Source organism: Lachnoclostridium sp. An76 (genome assembly GCF_002161355.1).
In the GTDB taxonomy this organism is placed as follows: Bacteria; Bacillota; Clostridia; order Lachnospirales; family Lachnospiraceae; genus Mediterraneibacter; species Mediterraneibacter caccavium.
In genome coordinates this window covers 80,583-103,373 of sequence record NZ_NFHL01000001.1, presented here as the reverse complement: position 1 = coordinate 103,373, position 22,791 = coordinate 80,583, and the positions used below count along the sequence as shown (strand labels likewise).

General features: G+C 48.0%; 21 protein-coding genes. 2 read left to right on the top strand and 19 right to left on the bottom strand.

Features of this window, described 5'->3' with window-relative positions; translation table 11 throughout:
- Positions 1-104: 104 nt before the first annotated feature.
- The 3 genes from B5G27_RS00500 to B5G27_RS00490 form a co-directional block, all read right to left on the bottom strand.
- Positions 105-584, bottom strand: coding sequence for a hypothetical protein (locus B5G27_RS00500; protein WP_242958181.1), 480 nt, complete (start codon positions 582-584; stop codon positions 105-107).
- Positions 585-1,009: 425 nt separating this feature from the next.
- The gene (locus B5G27_RS00495; RefSeq protein ID WP_242958179.1) at positions 1,010-1,315 is read right to left on the bottom strand and encodes a helix-turn-helix domain-containing protein; all 306 of its coding nucleotides are present in this window, start codon (positions 1,313-1,315) and stop codon (positions 1,010-1,012) included.
- A gap of 17 nt (positions 1,316-1,332) precedes the next feature.
- Positions 1,333-2,229, bottom strand: a complete 897-nt coding sequence (locus tag B5G27_RS00490; RefSeq protein WP_087177033.1) for an FKBP-type peptidyl-prolyl cis-trans isomerase — start codon at positions 2,227-2,229, stop codon at positions 1,333-1,335.
- A 523-nt stretch (positions 2,230-2,752) separates the two neighbouring features.
- Between B5G27_RS00490 and B5G27_RS00485 the strand changes: the two genes are divergently transcribed.
- Complete coding sequence (locus B5G27_RS00485) at positions 2,753-4,132, top strand: aldehyde dehydrogenase (RefSeq protein WP_087177032.1); 1,380 nt, start codon at positions 2,753-2,755, stop codon at positions 4,130-4,132.
- 86 nt (positions 4,133-4,218) lie between these two features.
- On the opposite strand, the gene iadA is transcribed toward B5G27_RS00485, so the two are convergent.
- From iadA to B5G27_RS00470, 3 genes are all read right to left on the bottom strand, one after another.
- Complete coding sequence (iadA, locus tag B5G27_RS00480) at positions 4,219-5,418, bottom strand: beta-aspartyl-peptidase (RefSeq protein WP_087177031.1); 1,200 nt, start codon at positions 5,416-5,418, stop codon at positions 4,219-4,221.
- Positions 5,419-5,533: 115 nt separating this feature from the next.
- On the bottom strand, positions 5,534-7,282 hold the full coding sequence (yfcC, locus tag B5G27_RS00475) for a putative basic amino acid antiporter YfcC (protein WP_087177030.1): 1,749 nt from the start codon (positions 7,280-7,282) through the stop codon (positions 5,534-5,536).
- 280 nt (positions 7,283-7,562) lie between these two features.
- Positions 7,563-8,402, bottom strand: a complete 840-nt coding sequence (locus B5G27_RS00470) for an aldo/keto reductase (protein WP_087177029.1) — start codon at positions 8,400-8,402, stop codon at positions 7,563-7,565.
- Between the two features lie 207 nt (positions 8,403-8,609).
- Between B5G27_RS00470 and B5G27_RS00465 the strand changes: the two genes are divergently transcribed.
- Positions 8,610-9,491 (top strand): LysR family transcriptional regulator, encoded by an 882-nt coding sequence (locus B5G27_RS00465; protein ID WP_087177028.1) that lies wholly within the window; start codon positions 8,610-8,612, stop codon positions 9,489-9,491.
- On the opposite strand, the gene B5G27_RS00460 is transcribed toward B5G27_RS00465, so the two are convergent.
- From B5G27_RS00460 to B5G27_RS00400, 13 genes are all read right to left on the bottom strand, one after another.
- Positions 9,455-10,195: a metallophosphoesterase gene (locus B5G27_RS00460; protein ID WP_087177027.1), complete on the bottom strand. Its 741-nt coding sequence runs from the start codon at positions 10,193-10,195 to the stop codon at positions 9,455-9,457. The two genes, B5G27_RS00465 and B5G27_RS00460, sit on opposite strands and share 37 nt — an antisense overlap.
- Before the next feature lie 22 nt (positions 10,196-10,217).
- Positions 10,218-11,897, bottom strand: a complete 1,680-nt coding sequence (locus B5G27_RS00455) for an AAA family ATPase (protein ID WP_087177026.1) — start codon at positions 11,895-11,897, stop codon at positions 10,218-10,220.
- Positions 11,894-12,487 (bottom strand): RNA 2'-phosphotransferase, encoded by a 594-nt coding sequence (locus tag B5G27_RS00450; protein ID WP_242958177.1) that lies wholly within the window; start codon positions 12,485-12,487, stop codon positions 11,894-11,896. Before B5G27_RS00450 ends, B5G27_RS00455 begins: the two co-directional genes overlap by 4 nt.
- 13 nt (positions 12,488-12,500) lie before the next feature.
- The gene (locus tag B5G27_RS00445) at positions 12,501-14,975 is read right to left on the bottom strand and encodes a DEAD/DEAH box helicase (protein WP_087177025.1); all 2,475 of its coding nucleotides are present in this window, start codon (positions 14,973-14,975) and stop codon (positions 12,501-12,503) included.
- Positions 14,945-15,532, bottom strand: coding sequence for a class I SAM-dependent methyltransferase (locus tag B5G27_RS00440; RefSeq protein ID WP_206608969.1), 588 nt, complete (start codon positions 15,530-15,532; stop codon positions 14,945-14,947). Before B5G27_RS00440 ends, B5G27_RS00445 begins: the two co-directional genes overlap by 31 nt.
- Before the next feature lie 49 nt (positions 15,533-15,581).
- Positions 15,582-17,882: a UvrD-helicase domain-containing protein gene (locus B5G27_RS00435; protein WP_143449621.1), complete on the bottom strand. Its 2,301-nt coding sequence runs from the start codon at positions 17,880-17,882 to the stop codon at positions 15,582-15,584.
- 16 nt (positions 17,883-17,898) lie between these two features.
- Positions 17,899-18,714, bottom strand: coding sequence for a hypothetical protein (locus B5G27_RS00430; RefSeq protein WP_087177022.1), 816 nt, complete (start codon positions 18,712-18,714; stop codon positions 17,899-17,901).
- 244 nt (positions 18,715-18,958) lie between these two features.
- Positions 18,959-19,453 carry a DUF1810 domain-containing protein gene (locus tag B5G27_RS00425; protein ID WP_242958176.1) on the bottom strand — a complete coding sequence of 165 codons (495 nt, stop codon included), beginning with the start codon at positions 19,451-19,453 and terminating at the stop codon, positions 18,959-18,961.
- Positions 19,428-19,700 (bottom strand): hypothetical protein, encoded by a 273-nt coding sequence (locus tag B5G27_RS00420; protein ID WP_087177021.1) that lies wholly within the window; start codon positions 19,698-19,700, stop codon positions 19,428-19,430. The genes B5G27_RS00425 and B5G27_RS00420 overlap by 26 nt, the downstream gene beginning before the upstream one ends.
- A 4-nt stretch (positions 19,701-19,704) precedes the next feature.
- The gene (locus B5G27_RS00415; RefSeq protein ID WP_087177020.1) at positions 19,705-20,160 is read right to left on the bottom strand and encodes a DUF1653 domain-containing protein; all 456 of its coding nucleotides are present in this window, start codon (positions 20,158-20,160) and stop codon (positions 19,705-19,707) included.
- Between the two features lie 77 nt (positions 20,161-20,237).
- Complete coding sequence (locus tag B5G27_RS00410; protein WP_087177019.1) at positions 20,238-21,722, bottom strand: AAA family ATPase; 1,485 nt, start codon at positions 21,720-21,722, stop codon at positions 20,238-20,240.
- A gap of 115 nt (positions 21,723-21,837) precedes the next feature.
- Positions 21,838-22,329: an SOS response-associated peptidase family protein gene (locus B5G27_RS00405; protein ID WP_087177018.1), complete on the bottom strand. Its 492-nt coding sequence runs from the start codon at positions 22,327-22,329 to the stop codon at positions 21,838-21,840.
- A 113-nt stretch (positions 22,330-22,442) separates the two neighbouring features.
- The gene (locus tag B5G27_RS00400) at positions 22,443-22,766 is read right to left on the bottom strand and encodes a hypothetical protein (RefSeq protein WP_087177017.1); all 324 of its coding nucleotides are present in this window, start codon (positions 22,764-22,766) and stop codon (positions 22,443-22,445) included.
- Positions 22,767-22,791 lie beyond the last annotated feature (25 nt).

Genomic DNA, 22,791 nt, shown 5'->3' with positions numbered 1-22,791 from the left:
CCTCCAATCTTTCTGCACTGTTATAGAAAAAGCGCAGCTGCTTCATTCATATTAGCAAAAAATGAAGTGCCTGTACATCCCCTTGCCTCTTTCTGATCCGCACTCTAATCCCACAGACTGAAAAAACATTCTTTCAGCATGTCCATCTCCTCATCCTTTGATGTATTCCGATATGCTTCTATCTTTTTCTCCTCCGCAAAATATCGATCAGTTATTTCTTTGTATACCGGCAGTTCATCCATAAAGTGCATGGTTCCCCCTCCGCCGCGTTTACGGTTCTCTTCTAATTCCTTTTCTGTCTGTAATTTTTCGCCCAGGAAACCGTATTTTTCTGTAAATTCCTTATGCGCTTTCGAGTATTCTTCTTCATAAGGATTCTGTCTGGTACATGTATATTCATTCGATTCTCTCCACAGAAAGATCATGCGGTCTAAGAGCTTATCCCATTCTTCGTGACAGGTATCATTGACTAAGATCCCGTCTTCATTCGTATAATTTTCGCCCAGGAAACCGGGCGAACCGTGCCGCTCATTCCGCAGATCCTGCAGCATATCCGGGATCAGGTTCTGCAGATACCGGCACATATTCCATTTGTCGCAGTCCGCGTATCCACGGGCAATGCGCTGCAGGCTCCAACGGCAGCACTTTCTGAAGTATTTGATCCTTGCTATGATTTTATTCTTTTCTCCCAGTCCGCATATCAGGACCCCCTCTTTGTTCCAGATGTTGTTAGCAGACTCTGCTTTTTTCCCTTTTCATTACTGTTCTCCCGTGTAGAGAAAAAGCCGCGGCATACACCGCAGCCGTTCTTCTAAATGATATTGCCCACATTACAGCCATGAGGTTCATCCCCGGCCAATCAGTTCAACACCTTAACCTGTCCCATGGATTTCAGCACGTTTATCTTTTCACTCATAAAAACTCCTCCCTTAAAACGATTCCTGATCTTTATAAGAATCATTTTAAGGGAGGACACTGCATTTGTCATTGAACTTGTAGTATAAAAGTTCTACGCTGCTTTGTGTTCCAACAGCCTGTCGTGATGTGCCTGCAGGCGTTTCACACGGGCGTTCTGTCTGTCCGCCGTTTTATAGTCATACTGCCTGTTTCCGCACAGCATCTCATCTACCGGGAGCTGAAACAATTCACTCAGTGCATACAGGTTATCAATGGTCGGCATACTGATCCCGTTCAGCCAGTGGTAAACGCTCTGGATGCTGCCAAGCCCCAGATACTGCTGGACGTCTTTCACGGACAGCGCGCGCTCATCCATGATCCTGCGCAGACGGATCCCGTTTTTCTTTTTATCAATCACAGGGAACAAAATCCTCATCACCCTTCCAGTACTTCAACAAGCTCGATCCTGAAGTTCAGCTCTTTTCCAGCCATCTCATGGTTCGCATCGAATGTGATCATCTTCTCGTCCTTCTCCACGACTTTGACCGGGAACGGCTGCCCGAACTGGTTGGACAGATAGACCTGCTGTCCCGCCTCAAGCTCCTCAGAGCCCGGGAGCTGCGCGATCTCGACAGAAAAGACAGCGCTGGGGTCCGGCATGCCGTAAGCTTCTTCCGGCATCAGGTGCACATCCACTGCCTGTCCCACTTCCATGTCCGCTACGGCTTTGTCAAAACCCAGGATCATCTGCCCGGCGCCGCACACAAATTCTAACGGCTCCCCGCGGTCGTAGGAAGAATCAAACTGGGTCCCGTCATTGAAGGTTCCCCTGTAATGGGCGCGGCAGGTTTTTCCTACATTGCGTCCGGTAAATGCGGGTCTGGAGCCGCATCCCCCGCCGCAGCTACTTCCGCACCCGGAACCGCAGGAATGCCCCTCATCGTGGCTGCCGCAGCCGTGTCCCTCTTCATGGTCACCGCAGCTGTGCCCGTCCTCGTGATGGTGATGGTCACAGTTTGCGCCGGTGGACACCAGCTCGCCTTTCAGGTAGGCTTCCACCGCCTGGTCTGCATCCCCCTCGGCGCCTGCGCACACCTCGACCCCTGCCTCTGCGAGAGCCGTCTGGGCTCCGCCGCCAAGACCGCCGCAGATCAGCACGTCCACAGCCTGATCGGCAAGCAGACCTGCCAGCGCGCCATGTCCGACCCCGTTGGAACCGATCACTTCGCTGGAGACCACCTTGTTGTCCTCTACTTCATACACCTTAAACTGCTCTGTCCTTCCAAAATGCTGAAAAATGTTTCCATTATCATATGTTACAGCTATTTTCATCTCTTTAACTCTCCTGTCTCATATAGTTCTTCTTTATCCATTATGAATATTCTGCTGATAATGTCAATACCGGATTTGTTGACAAACAGAATCCCAACTGCTAATATTTTCAGGAAATACATTATAATAAGAAACGCTGTAACTACACAGGAAAGGGTCTGTTCAAATGAACCCTCTAAAAAGAATCTGCTGCAGGACCTTTCAGACAGGCTTAAAGATCACCCTGCCGTTACTGCCCTACCGGAAACCGAAGGTCGTCGGCAGCGCAAAGACCCTGCCGGAAGTCATTCAGAAAAGAAATGCAGCAAAGTCCTGATCATCACGGATGCCGGGAGCAGGAAACTGGGACTGACCCGCCGCCTGGAAAAGTCTCTGGCGGGCGCAGACATTCCATATTTCATTTATTCTACCCTGTCCCCGTCCTTATGGGCGCGTCGGAGCTGGAGCGGTTCTGCTACATGCTGATGCCTGAGCCAGGTGAAGAAAACGGAAATGAAGACCCCAGGGAAAGGAGCAGACGAAGATGACGGAACAGGAAATTAAAGATATTGTCACAAGGCAGAGGAAATATTTTCAGACCGGAGCCACGCTCCCGGTCAGCAGCCGCCTTACGGCGCTTCAGAAGCTCTATCGCGCCATCTCCGGCCATGAAGCAGAAATTCATGACGCGCTGAAAAAGGATCTCGGGAAAAGCGGGTTTGAGAGCTATATGTGCGAGACCGGCATGGTCTTAGAGGAGATCAGCTACATGCTGAAGCACACGCCGAAATTCGCACGGGAGCAGCGGGTGCGCACGCCGCTGGCGCAGTTCCATTCCCGCAGCTATAAGAAACCGTCGCCCTACGGCGTGACGCTGATCATGAGCCCTTGGAACTATCCGTTCATGCTGACCCTCTCCCCGCTTGTCGACGCGCTTGCCGCGGGGAATACGGTGGTCGTAAAGCCCAGCGCTTATTCGCCCCACACAAGCGAGGTGCTCCGGCTCATCCTGTCCGAGTGCTTTGAACCCCAGTATGTGGCTGTGGTGACCGGCGGACGCGCGGAGAACACCTGCCTTCTGCACGAGCATTTTGACTACATCTTCTTCACCGGCAGCCAGAACGTGGGAAAGGAAGTCATGCGGAACGCCGCCGAATATCTCACGCCTGTCACCCTGGAACTGGGCGGAAAGAGCCCCTGCATCGTGGACCAGACCGCAGATATCAAGCTTGCGGCAAAAAGGATCGTCTTCGGGAAATACTTAAACTGCGGGCAGACCTGCGTGGCTCCGGACTATGTGTACTGCCACCGCTCTGTGAAAGATAAGCTGATCAAGGAAGTTCAGAAGCAGATCCGCAGACAGTATGGGAAACAGCCGCTTTGCAATTCCGATTACGGAAAGATCATCAACGAAAAGCATTTTGACCGGATCCTCGGCCTGATCGATGAGAAGAAAGTCGTCCACGGCGGAGGTTCTGACCGGAGTACACTCCGCATCGAACCCACGGTCATGGACAATGCGTCCTTCTCCGACGCTGTCATGCAGGAAGAGATTTTCGGGCCGGTCATGCCTGTCCTTACATTCGACAGCCTGGACGAAGCTATCCGGCGGATCAACTCCATACCTCATCCGCTGGCGCTGTACCTCTTCACCTCAGATAAAAAGGCTGCAAGAAAAGTGACGGCGCGCTGCGGCTTCGGCGGCGGATGCATCAATGATACCATCATCCACCTCGCCACCTCGGAGATGGGCTTCGGCGGCTTTGGTGAGAGCGGCATGGGCGCGTACCATGGCAAGACCGGATTTGACACCTTCACCCACTATAAGAGCATTGTGGACAAGAAGACATGGATCGACCTGCCGATGCGGTATCAGCCCTATCGGAAACGAAATGAAAAGATGGTGCGGTTTTTCCTGAAATAATAAGCAGGAGCCGGCGCACGGGAATGATATTGATACGATTCCCTGTGCGCCGGCTCCTGCTTCTATGTTGTGATTAATACGCTCTCTCAGTTGTGATTAATATGCTCCTCAAATGTCCCGAACACTTTCTGCTCCCCGTCTCTTACCATGACCTGTCCTTTTGCGATCACAGTATCAAGTTCCAGCGTGTCCTCTTTCAGCAGACAGATGTCCGCGTCGAATCCTTCTTTGATCCGTCCTTTTCGATCCAGCTTCAGGATGGCCGCCGGGTTGGATGTGATGCCTTTGACCGCGGTTTCAAGCGGAATGCCTTCCTTCTGCACGCACTCCCGCACTTCTTTCAGCAGGCAGGACGCCTTCCCGATGCCGATGCCCTGGAACTCGCCCTTCTCGTTAAAGACAGGAAGGCTTCCCTGACCGTCGGAAGAGATGGTGAAGCGGTCGCTTGAGATGCCTCTGTCAAGAAGCATGCGGATTCCCCGGCATACGCGCACCTCATCGCAGATTGTCTCCCAGTAGTCGATGTCCTCATTTCCGGTAAAATCAATGGTGCCGCCCTCTGCTGCAAAGTCCAGACACTCCTCGAACAGCGCCGCGTTGCGGTTCACATGGGTGGGCAGGAACTGGGACGCAGGGATCTCCGTCTCGCGGACCACCCGGCGGATCAGGTCGAGCCTGCGCTCACTGTCTCCCAGATGGACATTCACGATCCCTGCCTTCCCCGAGAGCATCCCCGCCACTCTGGCGTCCGCCGCGATCCGTGCGAACTCCTCAAAAGTAGGCTGGGATGAACGGTGGTCAGAGATTGCCACCTCTCCCACACCGATCACCTTGTCCAGCATCATGATATCCTTCATCAGGCTGTCCGTCAGTGTGCGCACCGGCACCTGGTAGGAGCCCGCGTAAGTGTATGTGGTGACTCCTTCATTTTCCAGGGCGTGCGCTTTTGCCAGCAGGGCGGTCATATCCCTGCCCACGCCGTCCGTTCCGATGCAGCCCACCACCGTGGTGATGCCGTTTCGGATCAGGTCGCCAAGAGCAGCTTCAGGCGTCCGTGTGTGGAAACCGCCCTCGCCGCCTCCGCCCAGGATATGCTCGTGGCTGTCGATAAATCCCGGCACAGCAGCCATGCCGCTGCCGTTGATCTCCTGCACCTCAAGACAGCCGCCGAAATCCGCCCGCAGATCCTCTCCGACCGCGGCAATGCGGTCCCCCAGTATAAGAATGTCCTTCACTCCGGCATATTCCGGCTGATAGACTTTCGTGTTTCTGATGATCGTAACCATTGATTTCTCTCCTTATGCCTCAATCTGTTTTTCTGATCTCAATCCATTTCTCCGTGTGTCAAAGCAGTCCGGCCGGCGCCACTTAGAACGCCGGCCGAAGTTATTTTCTGTTTTTCTACTGGAAATTAATCGCAACCGCAATGGCGATAAAGATTGTTCCCATCACGAAGAAGAATGCCTGCATCTTGATCTGGAACTTCGCCCATTTGCCCCACTCGATCCTTGCCACGCCGAGCACACCGATCAAGCTTGCCGACACCGGGGTAAATGCGTCCACAAATCCCGCGCCCAGCTGGTAAGCCAGAACCGCGATCTGCCGGGACACGCCCACCAGGTCTGAGAGCGGCGCCATGATCGGCATGGTCAGGGCCGCCTGTCCGGAGTTGGACGTCACGACCAGGTTGAACAGGCTCTGGAAGATGTACATAAACCATGCTCCCAGGAATGCCGGAACGCCGTCAAGCACATTTCCGATGCCGTACAGAATTGTGTTCAGCACAGACGGAACGTCCGCGTCAGAACCGCCCAGTACGAGAAGGATTCCCTTCGCCATACCAACGACAACCGCCGTGCCTGCCAGGTCTGCGATACCGCCCTGGAATGCGGAAGCCATGCCGTTAATGGTCATGCCGTTCAGCTTGAAGATGATCGCGATCACACCTGCCACGAATCCCATGACAAAGAACTGGGACGCGATCTCCGGGATATAGAATCCGCGCTGGGTAACGCCCCAGATGATCCAGATCAGGACAGCCAGCATTTCCAGAAGGATCAGCTTGTGTCCCAGGTTGAACTCCCGCTCTTCGTCTGTCACCGTATCCATGCGGCTGCGGAAGTAAGCGTCTCCCGCATATACCACAGATTTCTGCGGCGTCTTGCGCACGCCCTCCGCGTAAACCATCATGAAAGCGGCTGCCGCAAGTGTCACGACTACCCACATGACCAGACGGAAGGTCGCTCCGGAAAGGACCGGTACTCCCGCGATTCCCTGCGCCACTGCAACAGAGAATGGGCTCATCCATGACACGGCATTTCCCACCTGGGAGGCCACATAGGTCACGGTCACCGCTACGATGGAGTCATACCCCAGTGCGATCACAAAGGGCACCATGATCATGGCAAAGGGGATACACTCTTCCGCCATGCCGAAGGTCGCCCCGCCCAGTGAGAACAGGATAAAGAGCAGCGGCAGAGCCAGACGCTCCAGTCCCTTTGTCTTTCTGATGAACGCATAGATACCCGCGTCGATGGCTCCCGTTTTCATAATGATACCGAAGGAACCGCCGATCACAAGGATCAGCGCGCATAAACCGACTGCGGAGCCGGAACGGTCGCCGGTCACAAGTCCCTCGAACACATAGTTCATAAATCCGAAACCGCCGAAGTCCTGGGTTCCCCAGATTCCCGCTGTCTTGTGGAGCTTTTCGCTCGTATCATAGAAATCCTCGCCGTACAGGCTGTACATCTCATCGTCACTGATGCCGACCGCGTCTAGGTCTGCCTGGGTCCACGTGGAAGAATCCGTTTCCATCAGTGCGGAGAGCGCCTCGGGGTCCACTTCCATCTCGTCCATCAGTTCCTGATCCTTGCTGATATCAGCAAGCGCATCCGCCACAAAATCCGTGTCCAGGTTATAGCTGTAGCGGAACGTATCCGCCATGAGGACCGTCCTTGTAGCTGTCTCGCCGTTGGCGTCCTGATACTCGATCTCGTGGGTGCTGAATTTTCCCGCCGGGATCAGAAATGTCAGAAGCCAGCAGGCAACCACTACGAAAAAGATAATCGCATAAGTATGGGGCGTCTTCAGCTTCGTAAAGTCCTTTCTTGCTGAAGGAACACGCCCCTTTTTGTTTTTTCCAAACATTGCACTTGTCTCCTCCCTTTAAATATGCATTTTTTATTGTAACCTAATGCATAAAAATACACAATATAAAATTTACAGGAATCGACAAGATTTTATAGCCCAACAGTTCAGCCATCAGGCTGTGCGGGCGAGAAAAACATGCCTGCATGGTTTTTCGACCGGGCAGCCTGATGAGCTGAGCGCCCGTTAATGAGGAAAACAGCGGCGGCAGCCGCAGTAAGCACGTCAGTGCGGTTTTCCGAATGGCGCGGCTGAACTGTTAAAGTGTTTTTGCATGATTTTATGCAAATGTCATGAACCATTCCACTGTCTGCGGGTCATAATGTGAGAAGAACAAACTCTTCCCTGTATCCAGAGCCCGGATCTTCTGCATCTCTTCTTCTGTCAGTGCGAAATCGAAGATCTGGAAGTTCTCTTCCATCCGCTCCCTGTGCACAGACTTCGGGATTGCCACGACGCCGCTCTGAATGAGAAAACGCAGCGCGGTCTGTGCGGCCGTCTTCCCATATCGCTTCCCAATCTCAACGAGCGCCGGATTCCGGAAGAAATCATTTTTCCCTTCTGCAAACGGTCCCCAGGACTCGATCTGGACACCGCGGGCTTTCAGATACTTCCGCGCTGTTTCCTGCTGCTGGAATACATGTGTCTCGATCTGGTTGACCGAGGGCTTGATCTCCGCGAAATGATAAAGATCGATCAGACGGTCCGGATAGAAGTTTGACACTCCGATCGCCCTGACCTTTCCCTCTCTGTACGCTTCTTCCATGGCACGGTAAGTCCCGTAATAGTCTCCGAACGGCTGGTGGATCAAAAGAAGGTCCAGATAGGATGTCTGAAGTTTTTTTAATGATTCTTCTATGGATGCCTTTGCTCTCTCATATCCGGCATTGCTGATCCATACTTTTGTAGTTAGGAAAAACTCTTCTCTCGGCAGGCCGCTCTTTGCCAGCGCGCTCCCTACACCTTCCTCGTTTCCGTACGCCTGCGCCGTGTCAATACTCCGGTATCCCACACTCACGGCATCAAGCACACAGCGCTCTGTCTCTTCCGGCGGAGTCTGGTACACTCCATAACCGAGCAGGGGCATTTTCACCCCGTTATTCAATTCTACATATTCCATCTGTCATACCTCCTGCTATTCAAGATCTTTCATATTATTTTACAGCAATTTCACTTTTAACTCTCTGCTACTGGTTTTATTTTACTTTTTTATATGGAAAATGTACAATAAGAATACAGGAATACAGATTTCATATCATGAATACTGAGAATAAATACCGAGCCATATGGATCTTGGACAGATCCGACGGAAGACAAGGAGGTTATTATGTTTACATTAGAAGAACTGGAACAATTCGCCGCATTTGCGGAATCCGGCACGCTCTCTCAGGCTGCTGAAAAGCTTCATATCTCGCAGCCTACGATCACGCGGACCATGCAGCATCTGGAAGAGAGCTTCAAAGTCCCCCTGTTCGTCCGCGGGAAGAACCGGATCTCTCTGAACGAGACCGGACGCTTTGCCGTGGAGCAGGCGCGACGTGTCCTCGACGCAGCGGACTCTGCCCTGAAGCAGGTGCAGGATTACGACCGGAGCCTGCGCACTATCACAGTCAGCTCCTGCGCCCCGGCGCCTCTGTGGTATGTGCTTCCCGCCCTCTCATCCGCTTTTCCGGCCATGACTATTGCATCCTCCCTGAAAGATTCCGACAGCGTATGGGAAGATCTTTCTTCTGACCTGTGCAGGATCGCTGTCCTTCCTCACGAGAGCCGGGACGACCGTTTCCTATCGTTTCCGTTCCTCAGGGAGCGCCTGTTCATCTGCGTCCCTCCGTCCCATGCACTCGCCGGGAAAACTTCTGTCACATTCCGCGACCTGAACGGATTTAATTTTCTCCTCAAGTCAGAGATTGGCTTCTGGGACGGGATGTGTCGGGAGAAAATGCCGGCCTCACATTTTCTCGTGCAGAACGATGAGTTTGAATTTAACGAACTGGTCCGCAGCTCTTCCCTGCCCTGCTTCGCCACAGATCTCGCAGATGATCCTGACGGGCTTCTCTCCGGACGCGTCCTCGTCCCTCTCACGGACCCGGAAGCTGATGTGACCTATCACCTTGCCTGCCGTAAGGAAAACAGGGATTACCTGATTATTTTAAGAGAACGGCTCCCACAGTCTCAGGGAAGCACCGGCGCAGGACGGAAATTCAGATAGTCGCCGGACACCAGCATATATCTGATCCCGTGAAATTCTCCGCGGATACTGTCCCCGAAGCGGCTCTCCCCGTGACAGTGGGAATAGACAACCGCGGAAACGCCGTACTCCTCCGCAATCTCCGTAAACGGCGAAGTCTCTTCCAGAATATTCGTCGGCGGATAGTGGAGGAACATGATGAATTTCCGGTACCCTGCCTCCGACGCCTTGCGGAAAGACTCTCTGAGCCGCCCCATCTCCCGCTCCACCAGTTTTTCCGCCCGGGCTTCTTTCTGTTCATCCCACCCGGTGATATTCCCCCACCGGTCCAGATAGAACGGACCTTCAAAAGTAAAGCCCTTTGTCCCCACCAGGGCATAGTCCTCATATGCCGCAAAATTATTCTGCAGGAAAAACAGCCTGTCCTTATACTCCTCGTTCAGACGCTCTGTCTTCTTCGCGTCCCAGAACATGTCGTGGTTTCCACGGAGCAGGATCTTCCGCCCCGGCAGCCGCTCGATGAAGGCGAGGTCCTCCCTGCACTCAGGCAGCTTTCTCCCCCAGGAGTGGTCGCCTGTGAGCACAAGTGTGTCGTCCGGCTTTACGATCCGGTTTACATATTTTTCAATCTTTTTCTCGTGGCGCTTCCATACGCTTCCGAAGATGTCCATGGACTTGTCGGACTGGAAGCTTAAGTGGAGATCGCCGAGGGCGTAGAGGGACATGGGGTGCTCCTTTCTTTCAGCATCAAACCTGTTTTTTCTCAATCATGCAGCGCTTTTTGAAGAAAGCAATTCCGTAACAGAAAACCTGATCGTAATCATCCTCGAACTCTTTTGCATACATTTTCTCATCAATCTGCTGGATCGCTCTTTCGCAGTCATTGTGCAGTGTCTCCAGTGACCTGGCATACTTTGCTTCAAAAACTGCCACTCGTCCGTCAACTGAATCGTAAACGACGATGTCGCTTCTGCCCTCTCCATGTTCTTTGTTGGATTCAACCGTATATCCTGCCCCTGCAAAAATTCCCGCAAGAAATGCATGATAAAAATCTTCTTTATAGTCATGGTAACTGATCGTTTTGCGGAGCAGGCGATTCATCTCTTTGGTCAGACTCTCACTGTCGCCGTTCCAGACAGCCTCAAACAGTGCTTTTCGGTCCCATGTCTTTGCACTGTCGTCAAACCATTTTATAACTGTCGATTCGAAAATCTCCCTGATCTCAAGATTCGGTATCATCAGCGCAGTCTCGTTTTCGCGTATTGGAAGAGACAGCTCGTTTTCCCTTACCCCTGTCAGGTACCCTGTCAGATACAGGATGCTCCACAGATTGTCTTCCGAAGAATGCAGATAGTCGTAAGTCAGATTTTCTTCGACATTTTGAACGATATATCCTCCTGAAAGCAGGGTTTCCAGCTTCATTGAAATACTGCTTCCGGCATAGTCTATAAAAGAACGGATGATCGCATTATCGCTGGTATTTTTCCAGTAACCGGACGGCTTCGCCTGTGGGTCAAGCTGAAGATCGTGTACATAATTCATCACATCCCACGGACAGTAAACATCGAAATCTCCGAATCGGTATCCATCATACCATTTCTTTATATCCTCTTTCTTCTCTGTCAGCCCGGCGTCATGCAGGATTTTTTCCACTTCTTTCTGCGTAAAGCCAAAATATTCATTCAGTCTTGTAGAAGAAACCGTATCGGAAACAAAGTTATTTGTACCGGTAAAGATACTTTCCTTTGCAATCTTCAGGCACCCGGTAATAATCGCAAACCGGAGCGAAGGATTATCCTTCAGCGCAGTAATCATCATAGACCGGATGACTTCAAGCATCTCATCATAATATCCCTGGCTGCTGGCTTTTGCCAGAGGCACATCATATTCATCCAACAGAAGGATAGCCGGCTTATTGTAGTATTCAGATAAAAGCTGCAGTATCAGCTGGATTGACCGTCGGACTTCGATTTCTCCTGCCGTGCGCTGTCTGATCTGGTCGAACAGTCTTTTCTCTTCTTCACTGATCCGCTCACTGCTCAACAGGAAATCATATCTTTTATACAGATCAGCTATCTCATATTTTAACTGCCCATAGGCACTGGAAAACGTCAGCCCATCTACATTTTTAAAAGTCAGAAAGACTGTCGGATACTGATTCATCCATGAACTGCACACTTCTGCGTCCCCGGATACTTCCAGACCGTCAAAAAGGGCTCTGCTGTTCCGGGTAATATCAAAAAAGCTGGAAAGCATGCTCATAGCAAGAGTTTTTCCAAATCGCCTGGGACGGGTGATCAGTGTCACCTTGGTTGCTGCTGTCTCCAGAAGTTCGCTGACCAAGGCGGACTTGTCAATATAGTAATAATTATTTTGGCGTATTTCTGAAAAATCAGAAATACCGATCGGGATATTTAATCTTGTCATATCGTTATACTCCTGGTAAATACAGATGATTCCATTCTCACTAAATAAACTTTCGTCACATCATGAGTAAGCCAGACTCCGTTGGCAGAACGGTAAAAGCAAAATCCATCCCGGTACATCTGACCGCTTTTTACTTCATAGACGATTGGTCTGCCGTGACGCTTTCCCACGGCAACCGCTGTCTCTATGTCCGGCGAGAGATGCACATACATGCGGCTGCCCGACTTTAGCCCTGTTTTCTCGATCGAAGCAGTATATTTTTCCGCGGTTCCATGCCAGAGCAGATCCGGCGGTTCTATCGGCTGAAGTTCCAGATCGACCTGAACAGAATGCCCCTGGTTTGCCCGGATCTTCGCCCCGTCTTCGCTGAATGAGTATCTCTGCTTCTTGTCTGTTCTGACAATCTCCTCAAGTATTTCCCTGTTAAAATTTTTCTTCTGTGCGATCCCTGCGATCAGTTCATCGACATCAGCCCAGCCGTGTGCGTCCAGGCTGATCCCGAGCACTTCGGGATGATGCCGCAGGATGAGGCTCAGATATCTGCTTAATCTGTCATAACTCATGTTCTCCAACACCTTATTCCTTTTCATAATTTTCTCCGGGCTACATTTTCAGTTTCTCATAATAATTTTTCAGATCTTGCAACATCTGTTCCTCTACTCTCCGAAAATCATCTTCTTCCAGTCGGGAGAACAGCGCATGGTTCATGGATATCACGTCCAGGTCTTCTGAATGATACAGGAATCTCTTCCGCTCAAACTTTTCAAACGGATTTGTCATCATGTTTCTCTTGATCAGTTTCCGGTCTTTCAGTGTAGTCTTATTATAAGGGCAGGAGGGTCTGTCCACCGGTAGTCCTTTCTTGATCCGTTCGCTGTAAAAATTGATATAATCTGTAAGCACATCCTCGATCCGGGCATCACCGATGGAATTCATATTCTTCAGGAACGAAAGCAGGAATGGCATCTTATAAGAAAGAGAATAATCTCTTTCCCCCAGAAAATCAAAGAAATCCTGTTTAATTGTCTCATCGGTATGTATGGGAATGTTCAGTTCCTGACGTATCTTCATCACATCCTCCGGGCTGAACAGATATACTTTCTTGCTTCCGAATAGATAAGTGACTGAAGGCTTAATCTTTCCTTTCTTTCCCCAGCTCGTGATCGTTCCGGTACTGACGTAATACTCTCTCGCCAGTTGTTCCTGGCTCATGTAATTTCCATATTTGTCCTCAAAATTTGTAATATCGATTTCTGTAATGCGTTCGATCCGTTCCCGGAATCCGTCGATCTCTATAAGCTCTCCCAGCTGATAATCTCTGCGCGTAATATCTCCGAACGGAACGTACATTGCGTTCTGGAAAATACTGTGCATTGTGCATGGGCGCACCATTGCGCCGTACTCATCCACAACATCTATTACAAATACGCTTTTCTTAACGTCTGTCTTCCGCAGTCCTCTGCCGATCTGCTGCAGGTAGAGAACTTTTGACAGCATAGGTCTTGCCATGACAAGTATCCCCAACTCCGGATAATCCCATCCCTCTGAAATCATATTGCAGGCGCATAGAAAACGGATTTTCTTCTCCCGGAAATCTGCCATAACCTGCTCCGGCTTCCTGGTCTGCCCGGTATAGGCTTTTGCCGTGATCCCTTCGGCATTCAGGAGACGTTCCATTTCCGCCGCATGCTTTGTGTTGACACAAAAAATAATCCCCTGACGCTCTGCCATTGTTCCGTCACAGAAATAGTCTTTAAGCACCTGGACGATCAGTTCGTTTCTCGAGTTCACGCGAATGCTTTTTTCGAGATCCGCATTCACATAATCTTTTCCGTTAAATCTGACATGACTCAGATCAATATTCGTCTCCAGGCGATAAACATTTGCCCGGGCAACGATTCCTTTTCCCATTGCATCAACCAGGGAAAGGCTTGTCTTGTAACTTCCGAAAATACTCTCCAGCTTCTTCCTGTCCGGTCTTTGATCTGTTGCTGTCAGTCCCACCATAAATTCCGGCGTAAAATACTGGATTACTTGTTTCAGCATCGGCGCAACGGCATGATGTGCCTCATCGATCACGATATAATGATACTCATCCTGTCGATTTTTCGTATAATTTCTCACCATATACGCATAAGTGTGGACTTCAATATTATCTTTATATTCTCTCAGGGAATCCTCGATTCTCTGGTGCCAGTCGTGAATAATATTCGTATTCGGCGCCAGTATCAGTGCCCTGAAATCCGTTCTCCCAGCTGCAAACTTTTTGATATCCTCTTCAATAATCTTAGATTTTCCGCTTGCTGTTGGAAAAATGATCAGAAAAGCATGAATCCCTTCCGCACGTTTTTCTTCCATATCTTGGAGAGTCGTAAGCTGATGGTCGTACAGCTTCACTTTTCTGTCCAGTGTAAGTCCATTTTCCCTGAATCGTCCGGTATCCTTTCCGAAATAAGTCCGAATATCATCTTCGATCCTGTTTTCAAATATTAAGTCTTCGGTAGAAAAACGGGAGAGCTTAATTCCCCACTGGATACATGTATTCTGCTTGCGGAGCTGTCTGCGGTACTGCTCTATTCCGATAATCTGTGGATGATGATAACTCACGCCGTTTTCTTCCACAGCAATTCCGCCGTCTTCTGTCCGCACAAAATAGTCCAGAAAATAATTTCTTCCATCCGCATCCGCGATTCCATACTCTTTTGCAAGATATTTCAGTGCGTTACTGCCGTATACATTCGTGAAATTCTGTTCAAAGCGGAACTCCAACGGCGATGCTTCCGCACTGTCTTCTCTGTTTGGAACCCGTAAGACAAAGTCCACACTTTTCTGTGTCCCATTTATGACATGATCAATCTGATCACAGTCCTCTGCCAGAAATCGAAACACCTTATCATACCGATGCATATATTCATTCTGCTTATCCGTGATCAGTGTATACGGAAAAATATCTTCTTCTGGATCACGTCGGCAGATATCCTCATCGATAATAACCGCCGTCCGCCCCGAAATATAAAAAGTACTTTTCCCACCGTTAGGATAATGAACTATTTCTTTCTCAGAAAAAGATTCAGCCATTTTTCTTCTCCCCGTCCCGGACGCACATCAGAAGTGATCCACTGCTCCTCAATCTCAAAATCAGGAGCCTTTTCCAAAAGCCCAGCCAGTTTTTCTTCTGTCATATCCGTAAAATACCGTCCGTTCCTCTCCCCTTCTTCCGTCCCGTACTTAAACGAAGTATAAAGCAGCCCTCTGTCCTTCAGCGCGCGTGCAATCTTTTCCAGCACTGTAATCAGATCATCGTATGTAAGATGCAGGATCGATGAACACGCCCAGACAGCATCATATCTGTCTGTATCCTGCAGCTCCTGGAAAAGCATGCATTTCACTTCAATCCCTGTGTATTCTCCGGCCAGGCGGCACAACTCTACAGAGCCGTCTATAGCTTCCACACGATAGCCCTGGTCAAGAAAATAACGGGTGTCACGACCAGATCCGCAGCCGAAGTCCAGGATGAAAGCCCCGGCAGGGAGTTTGTCCAGGAATTTGTTCTGGATGGCAGTGAAGTCTACATTGAGAGTGGATTGGGTGAAGGATTGGGCGTGGGTGTTGTAGTATGTTAGTGTTTTAAATATAGTCATAAAGCCCCTTAATAATAGTATATAAACTTACTTTCTAATCACTTTATTGTTCCGATACTTTTAAATACCCAGCTTCAATGGAATGTTCAAGACACGATGATCGTCCATTTAATAAACTCCCCATAATTTTTAAGCAATATTTTGCCCTAGATGCAGATAAATACAATAAATTGTATGCCGAATATTTCACAAAATGTTGTGATATATCGTTAGTTCCTATTGTCTGTGGAACACGACCTTCATCTACTCCCAGTAAAATTACAGCTTGAAATTCCAGACCATTAATAGAATATGGCGAAGTAAGTATAAATTCATTTTCTGGAACACTACAGTAGTCATCAACAAATCTTATTTTCTTTTTGATACGTTCAGATACTATTTTTGCCCCCTCTGCAGATGCTAATTGAGATACAAATGAAATAATAGCTATTTCCCTTTTTTTGCACTGCAAACTTCTCATTAATTCATCCAATTGGGTGCCTAATGCCGTCAGCATTGCATCATCATTTTTAAACATGTATAATCTCGGTGTATCCTGAGCCTTCTTTTCTTCTTGCATTGTAAAATTATTTTGTGCTGTATCATACGGATTCACAAATGATTTTTGAAACATAAGTACCCCTGAAGCCGCAATAGACGCACAAAAATTAGCAATTTGAGGACTATTTCTAAATACCGTATGATATTTCTTTTTTTCAATTTTTCCAAATGCGTTTTCTATATAATCATTTGTAGTATTCCCTCTGTCACCTATAGCTTGACAGTAGTCTAGCGCAAAACATATAGGAATATCCTTTTTATTATAATCTTTGGTCAAAAAGTGAAATACACTTTGTTCATTTATATTAAACAAATGCATCTCATCTACAAAAATGTAATCATACCCCTCTTCAAATCTTAAACGTCTCCAAACCGGTGCATTCATTCTCGATAAAGTTTCTAAAATAACATCATCTACATCAAAATTATTATAAGTATTCAAAATCTTTTGATATTCCGTAAATAAACGGAAAATAAATTCTTTATCTGTCTTACTTTCACATAATAATCCGTTTTGAATTGACGGTAATTCAATATATTTTTCTAATGTACAGTCTGTTCTTCCTTTAATTTGTATACTAAATTCATGTTGTAAAATCGAACAGACACTCTGTATAGAACCTTCTGTTAAATCAGAAAAAACCTCTTGAATATTATTTGATAGTAATGGTAAATATGTATTTATAGTATAATTATTCTTTGCTTCTTCCAAAACTTGCTGAATTAATTGTAATTGATAGCTTTTTGCATTTCCTGCATCATAGTCTAAAACTGATGTACTTTCTATTTCCGAAAATTTCTCACAAAATTCTAAAAGAGTCGTAAATCTAATAGTTTGTTTACTTGAAGGATCCATAAAACTTGTACCCAAAGGATAGTTACTAAAAATCTCTTTTCCTTGTTCACAAGTTGATACACTGTGAGAAAAAAATATAATTCGGTATGGCTGCTTTTTTTCTTTATAAGAAACAAGAAGTCTGTAAGCCCTCATTAATAAAGATAAAGTCTTACCGGTTCCCGCTGCCCCGTCAATTCTTAAAGGCCGATCTAAATTATCATAATCAACAATATATTTTTGAGATTCTGTAAGATTTTTATATTGGGTTCTATAATTCCAATATGCAAAGTTGTCTTTTCTCTCCAATTTTCCCCCCACAGTCTGTCCTAATGCTGATGTTGAATCAGTATTAGTATATGTTTCTGTAACAGGAAATAGTCCTTGTATTTGATACCTTTTCGCAATATATTCTTCCCCTGCTTTTGCTAAAATTGAAGTATCAACTTTTTCTTCGCCATGGGGATCTTCAGAACTATACTTATATGCTAACAGAGGAAAACAGATATTCCTTTTCATCAAACGATCAACATTATTTGATCTTTCTATTACAAGTCTCCGTCGATCTGGAATTACAAACGGAAACACTATTGACTTTGTCTGATTTATTCGTTCTGACGAAGAAAAGGGTTGCCTATTCCAAATCTTTAAAGCCGTTCTAAAAACTTTTTGCATTACAATAAGCAAGTTTGCCGGATTACTTTCCTCCGATAAGATGTTACATGTTGTCAAGTCTACGCAGAAAATTCTATCTCCCTTTTCTGTCTGATCCGAATCAGTTTTCTTACCTACAAAAAGTATTCCATCTTTAGTATATTCAATATAAACATCTTCAAGTATTTCTGAATTTCCTTTTCCACAAATATGTTGTACCAATCTCATTCCTTGATTATACTCAACACTTTGCAAAGTACTCCTACTTACTATAAGTGAAATTGCTCGTTGATCAAAAAGTAAATATTTTATCACAGTTTTTCCATCCTTTCTACATTTGATTTATTAACTCTTTATAATCATGTTCGTTAGTTCCGTCAACACCTATTCTAATAAAATCATTGGAAAATCTTTGCATAAGGAGTTCACACCAAGGAGAACGAACCACTCCCTCTATTTCTACAAAATCATCGCAATTCTCAAGCCAATAAGTTTTAGTTAATCTTTCCTGTTCACTAGTATCCATCTCAGAAAGTATCTGAAAATCTATTCCTGGACTTTTTAAACATTTTGCATCATACATTGACAGTATTCCAATTTCCTGCAAATCAACAATAAGTCCATCATTTCCTATTTCACTATTTTCGTATACTCTTTTAGGCAAGAAAAAATAGTGATTAATATGCCCCTTAACAATTTTATCTAAAAATTTAACCGCAGGTGAAGAATTTGTTTTAACAAATTTTCTTCTACTATCAAAATTTAAAGGACCCACATACTGATATATTTCAGTAAAACTACCTATTAAATTTGCTCTCTTTTTCTCATTTTTTTCATTCTTTTCAAGAACTATTACAGCTGTTTCATAAGGCATTGTCAAAAGAAGGTCAAAATTAATTTTGTACTTTTTATTACTATTTTTAAAGTTTTTCTTTTTGTCCTCAAGCACTTTACTATAGACTTCATTAAAACCATTTTCGGTACAAAACCATTCTCTCGCATTTACAGCAGTTAAATAGTATAATTTTGATATTTTATCATTTGATATATCACATCTTGCCGAAATAATAATTGCATAACACATCTTCTCTGGATATTTTTCGGAACGCATACCATAAATAACGGTTCCTTGATCAATATAATTCATATGTACTCCTCTATATCAATGTAGTAATAATTTAAATATATAATAAATCCACATCACCGCTCTTTTTTAATTGATGTCTCTTTTTAAACGCATATAATACCTACGCTTTAAACTAAATTCTGTATCCACTCTCATACGCTCATGATATCAACTTTCTTAGGTTAACATATCTACAACTCTTTTTCAGTCGTCGACATTTAAAATTCCACGTCATCGATTAGACCATCATTTTCTCTTTTTTCTCTTATCCTCTCCCCAGCATCTTCTCCGTCTTCTGATCCCGTCTTCCCTTATAATACTTCTCAATCACCTTCGTAAATACTCCGCCTCTCCCCTCTGCAGCCTCAAACAGTGTCATGCACGAAAGCAGCTTCAGGTCATCCGGGCTTCCGAACACCTGATGGGGATCATCGGTCTTCAGTTCCAGCAGAGCCCTGCTGATTGTCCTCAAATTTCCACCCAGATACGGGTCATTCAGGAAATCCTCCGCTTCCTTCAGATCTTTTATCCCGTAATACTCTGACATGCTGCTGAATCCAAGCCCGCAAAGCTGCGGGAAGATATACCACATCCAGTGGCTCTCTTTACGTCCATTCCGAATTTCCGCCAGCGCGGTGTCAAAGTCCATTTTCTGCGCATCTGTAAATCTCTGCAGTCCGCTCATCGCATCCGCCTCCATATCTCTGAAATATCCTGAAACCAAACTCCCGCCTTTACAGCCCGTTATTATAGATGTCATTGATCACCGCCTGGGCATGCTCCATCTCTTTCTTCCGCATAATCTCATCCCTGTCGCTTAAGATTGCCAGCATCTCATCCACCAGATCCTCGAGTCTCGGGTTTGTCACACGGTAGAGATACCCGATCATCCTTGTGGCGGTGTAATCCGTGTTCATATTTTTATACGCGATCTCCGCGCAGAACTCCTTCGGATAGCCCCTCTCCAGCAGAAGCCTGTACAGTTCGTCCGTTCTCTCTGACGCCATCTTCTCACACCTTTACTTTCTCGAACCGGTATTTCTGCCGGATGTCCGGATACTTTTCCCTGTCCACCCCGCTCATGAACATGGCGTAGGGTCTTGCGCACACCTTGAACGGCGCGTAGAGCGCCTGGTAGATGACCAGCCGCTCCCCGGTTTCCGTGTGGTGGGCGAAGGCAAGCACTTTATACAGATATTCCGAGGTGTCGGCGGACACCCACTCCCTCTTAAAATGCTGCACAATATCGCCAACACAGATATCCCTTTTCAACTCTTCCTCTTCTGTCTCCGGTTCGGGTTCTGTGTCCAGCTCCTGATACTCTCCTTTGTCCAGAGAGACCGGAACGCCGGATTTCCCCGTGATATGTACGCCGCCGTACCATGTCCCCCGGATCTCAAAAATATCTCCGACCTCGTACTCGGAGCTGTATTCATCGTTTTTCTTTATAATCCTGATCCTGCTCATTTCATCACACCTCTTACCGCAAGAATCTTTTCATCAATCAACTGCACACCTGTTCCGGATGCATCCCCGGGTTTATTTCAGGAAAGCAGCGCTCTCACCATCGCCCCGTCAAATGTCACGGACTCCACATGATCCACCTCGATCTGGTACAGCGCATTCGCCGCGATGTGCTCTGCCGCCTGCTCCAGGTCGCGGATTCCGCTTGTGTTTCTGTGCAGGTCAATGACCGCGTCCAGCCCGTCCGGAGTCAGGGTACACTCCTTCTCCTGCATGCCGATCCGTTTCAGCACTTTCGGGAGCGCGTATTTGGAGAAGATGACCTTCTTTTCTTCCGCAGTGTAGTCCGGGATTTCGATCACCGCAAACCTGGACATGAGCGGCGCGCTGATCTGATCCTTGTCATTGGCAGTGGCGATGGGGTACACGCCTACTGTGGGGATCATACACTCGATATAATTGTCGGTAAATCCAAGGTTGTCCAGCAGGGTCAGCAGTACGTCCGCCGGATTGCCGTTTCCTTTTCCCGCGGCCGCCTTGTCCAGCTCATTGATGATAAACACAAGGTTGGACTCGCCCGCCATGGAGAATGCCTCCATGATGATGCCCGGCTTTGCGTTTGCATAGATCCGGGAGCTTCCGGTAAGCTGCTCCGGGTCGTTGATGGAACTCATGTCCAGGGTCGTCCACGGCAGCTTTAAAATCCGCGCCACTGCGTAGGCGATCTGAGACTTTCCCGTACCTGCAGGACCGATCAGGAGAAGCCCGTAAGCCGGCAGGGTATGGGTGCGGTTGATCTGGATGATAGTCTCAATGATCCTCTGCTTCACAGATTCCATGCCGTACAGCTCTTCGTCCAGTATCCGGCGCGCCTCGTCAGGGTCCACCGGCGGGAAATAATTTCCCTTCCACTGGATATTCATCATGATAGACAGCGCGCGCTGGGCGTGGCGGCGCTCTTCTGCGGACACCTCATGTGAGCGCGCCACCGCAAGATTTCGCCGCGCCCAGAGGCGGATATTGTCCGGCAGTGTCCTTCCCGCACAGGTCATGAAATCCGTAATGCTCTGGATGCTTGTCAGCTTCATGCTGTCGCCGGTCTCCTCCTCGTCCTCATCCGGCACTTCTTCGGAGGGCGCGTCGCTGGAGAGAAGACGCTCGATCATGAACTGGAGAAATCCGTCCTCCGCGGAGAGCTTCACCCCGCCGCCGAAAGCGATTTCGCGGATTTTATACACCGCATACTCATTGCCGCGCGCCGCGCCGGAGAGGCGCACATTGATGTGGTTCTCCCCCATCCATTTCAGCAGGCTTACGAACCGGGCGTCGATCCGCAGGATATCCGCGCTGACCGCGCCGTCCTCCCCCTGGAACTCAAAAGCTGTCCGACGGATCGGGTTTGTGAACACACCATTGGAATGGTGTTTCAGCTCCCCGGCGCTGTTGTCAAGGACGAGAAGCGGATGTTCCGCGGACGCTTCGGGCTCATTTGTATAGAAAACCGTATAGGTGCAGACAGGCTCTTTGGAACCTGCCGGAGAATTATTAAAATCATAAACTGGCATAATCTGACTCCTTCATATATCATTCCGTAAATTTCTTCTGGCGCAGCAGTTCGTCCACTGCCGCCTACCGTACCAGTTTACCATAAAATGCCTCAGATACAAAGCTAAAACAGGCTCATCTGTTCATATTCCGCTTCCCGTTCCAGAAGTACGGGCGTTTTGTGCAGGATTTCTCTTTCGACTTGTTCCACTCCCAGAATCCCTTTGCCGGGATCACGCATCTCCTGTGCAGGACACTCTCCCGGAAAGTACGGCGCTCTGCGGCGGTTTCCGCTCTGGCGTTGATCAGGAGACCTCTGCCGTCAAACCGCGGGAAGCCCCATAGCATCCGCTCCGCCTCCAGATGACGTTCCCTTTCCATGATCACCGTGGCTTTCTGCGACGGGAAGACAGCCCCAATTCTTCCTGCAGCTCCGTAAAATGCCTCTGCATCCATCTTCCGCTCCGCTTCCCGCGCCATATTCCGGTTCATTTTTCTCGCCATATTCTGATCCATTTTCCGCGCCATATTCTGATCCGATTTTTCCTGAAATCTCTGATCCAGCTTCAGCACCAGCCGCCGGATCTCCTTCGCTGTTTCCTCATCCACATAATACCGCCCGCACATGATCTTCTCCGTTCCCTCCCGCTTAAATGTTCTTTTGTATATATTTTTCTCATTTATATTTTTCTTATTGATCTCTCTCTTATTATTCTACCCCTAGATAACAGGTCTGTCACTCACGTTCCGCTCTCCCAGCTTAATTTCCACTGGTTTTCTTCTGCATAATAATACAGACGGAAAAGGTATTCCTGCCCCTGCGCCACTGTGCTGCACCGGTACTCATGGATGGGGATGCCGCAGTAATACTTCTTCTCCCTCGTCTGCACATGGATCTGCCCGACGCTGCGGATCATCCCCTCGTCGTCCTCATATTTGATCATCTTCGGCATTGCTGTCCCGGTGCTCGTAAACCACACTCCGCAGGCGACCTCACGCAGGTTCTCCCTCTTCAGTTTTCCTTCATCCGGCTTCCGGGCATTTGTCCCGATCCCCATGCTCATTTTTGCTCACCTCTGTACTGTCTGT

Bases quoted from the DNA above. Each gene is read 5' to 3' on its own strand.
- B5G27_RS00500 (WP_242958181.1), bottom strand. From the start codon at position 584: ATGTGCCGGTATCTGCAGAACCTGATCCCGGATATGCTGCAGGATCTG.
- B5G27_RS00490 (WP_087177033.1), bottom strand. From the start codon at position 2,229: ATGAAAATAGCTGTAACATATGATAATGGAAACATTTTTCAGCATTTT.
- B5G27_RS00485 (WP_087177032.1), top strand. From the start codon at position 2,753: ATGACGGAACAGGAAATTAAAGATATTGTCACAAGGCAGAGGAAATAT.
- iadA (WP_087177031.1), bottom strand. From the start codon at position 5,418: ATGGTTACGATCATCAGAAACACGAAAGTCTATCAGCCGGAATATGCC.
- yfcC (WP_087177030.1), bottom strand. From the start codon at position 7,282: ATGTTTGGAAAAAACAAAAAGGGGCGTGTTCCTTCAGCAAGAAAGGAC.
- B5G27_RS00470 (WP_087177029.1), bottom strand. From the start codon at position 8,402: ATGGAATATGTAGAATTGAATAACGGGGTGAAAATGCCCCTGCTCGGT.
- B5G27_RS00465 (WP_087177028.1), top strand. From the start codon at position 8,610: ATGTTTACATTAGAAGAACTGGAACAATTCGCCGCATTTGCGGAATCC.
- B5G27_RS00460 (WP_087177027.1), bottom strand. From the start codon at position 10,195: ATGTCCCTCTACGCCCTCGGCGATCTCCACTTAAGCTTCCAGTCCGAC.
- B5G27_RS00455 (WP_087177026.1), bottom strand. From the start codon at position 11,897: ATGACAAGATTAAATATCCCGATCGGTATTTCTGATTTTTCAGAAATA.
- B5G27_RS00450 (WP_242958177.1), bottom strand. From the start codon at position 12,487: ATGAAAAGGAATAAGGTGTTGGAGAACATGAGTTATGACAGATTAAGC.
- B5G27_RS00445 (WP_087177025.1), bottom strand. From the start codon at position 14,975: ATGGCTGAATCTTTTTCTGAGAAAGAAATAGTTCATTATCCTAACGGT.
- B5G27_RS00430 (WP_087177022.1), bottom strand. From the start codon at position 18,714: ATGAATTATATTGATCAAGGAACCGTTATTTATGGTATGCGTTCCGAA.
- B5G27_RS00425 (WP_242958176.1), bottom strand. From the start codon at position 19,453: ATGACATCTATAATAACGGGCTGTAAAGGCGGGAGTTTGGTTTCAGGA.
- B5G27_RS00420 (WP_087177021.1), bottom strand. From the start codon at position 19,700: ATGGCGTCAGAGAGAACGGACGAACTGTACAGGCTTCTGCTGGAGAGG.
- B5G27_RS00415 (WP_087177020.1), bottom strand. From the start codon at position 20,160: ATGAGCAGGATCAGGATTATAAAGAAAAACGATGAATACAGCTCCGAG.
- B5G27_RS00410 (WP_087177019.1), bottom strand. From the start codon at position 21,722: ATGCCAGTTTATGATTTTAATAATTCTCCGGCAGGTTCCAAAGAGCCT.
- B5G27_RS00405 (WP_087177018.1), bottom strand. From the start codon at position 22,329: ATGTGCGGGCGGTATTATGTGGATGAGGAAACAGCGAAGGAGATCCGG.
- B5G27_RS00400 (WP_087177017.1), bottom strand. From the start codon at position 22,766: ATGAGCATGGGGATCGGGACAAATGCCCGGAAGCCGGATGAAGGAAAA.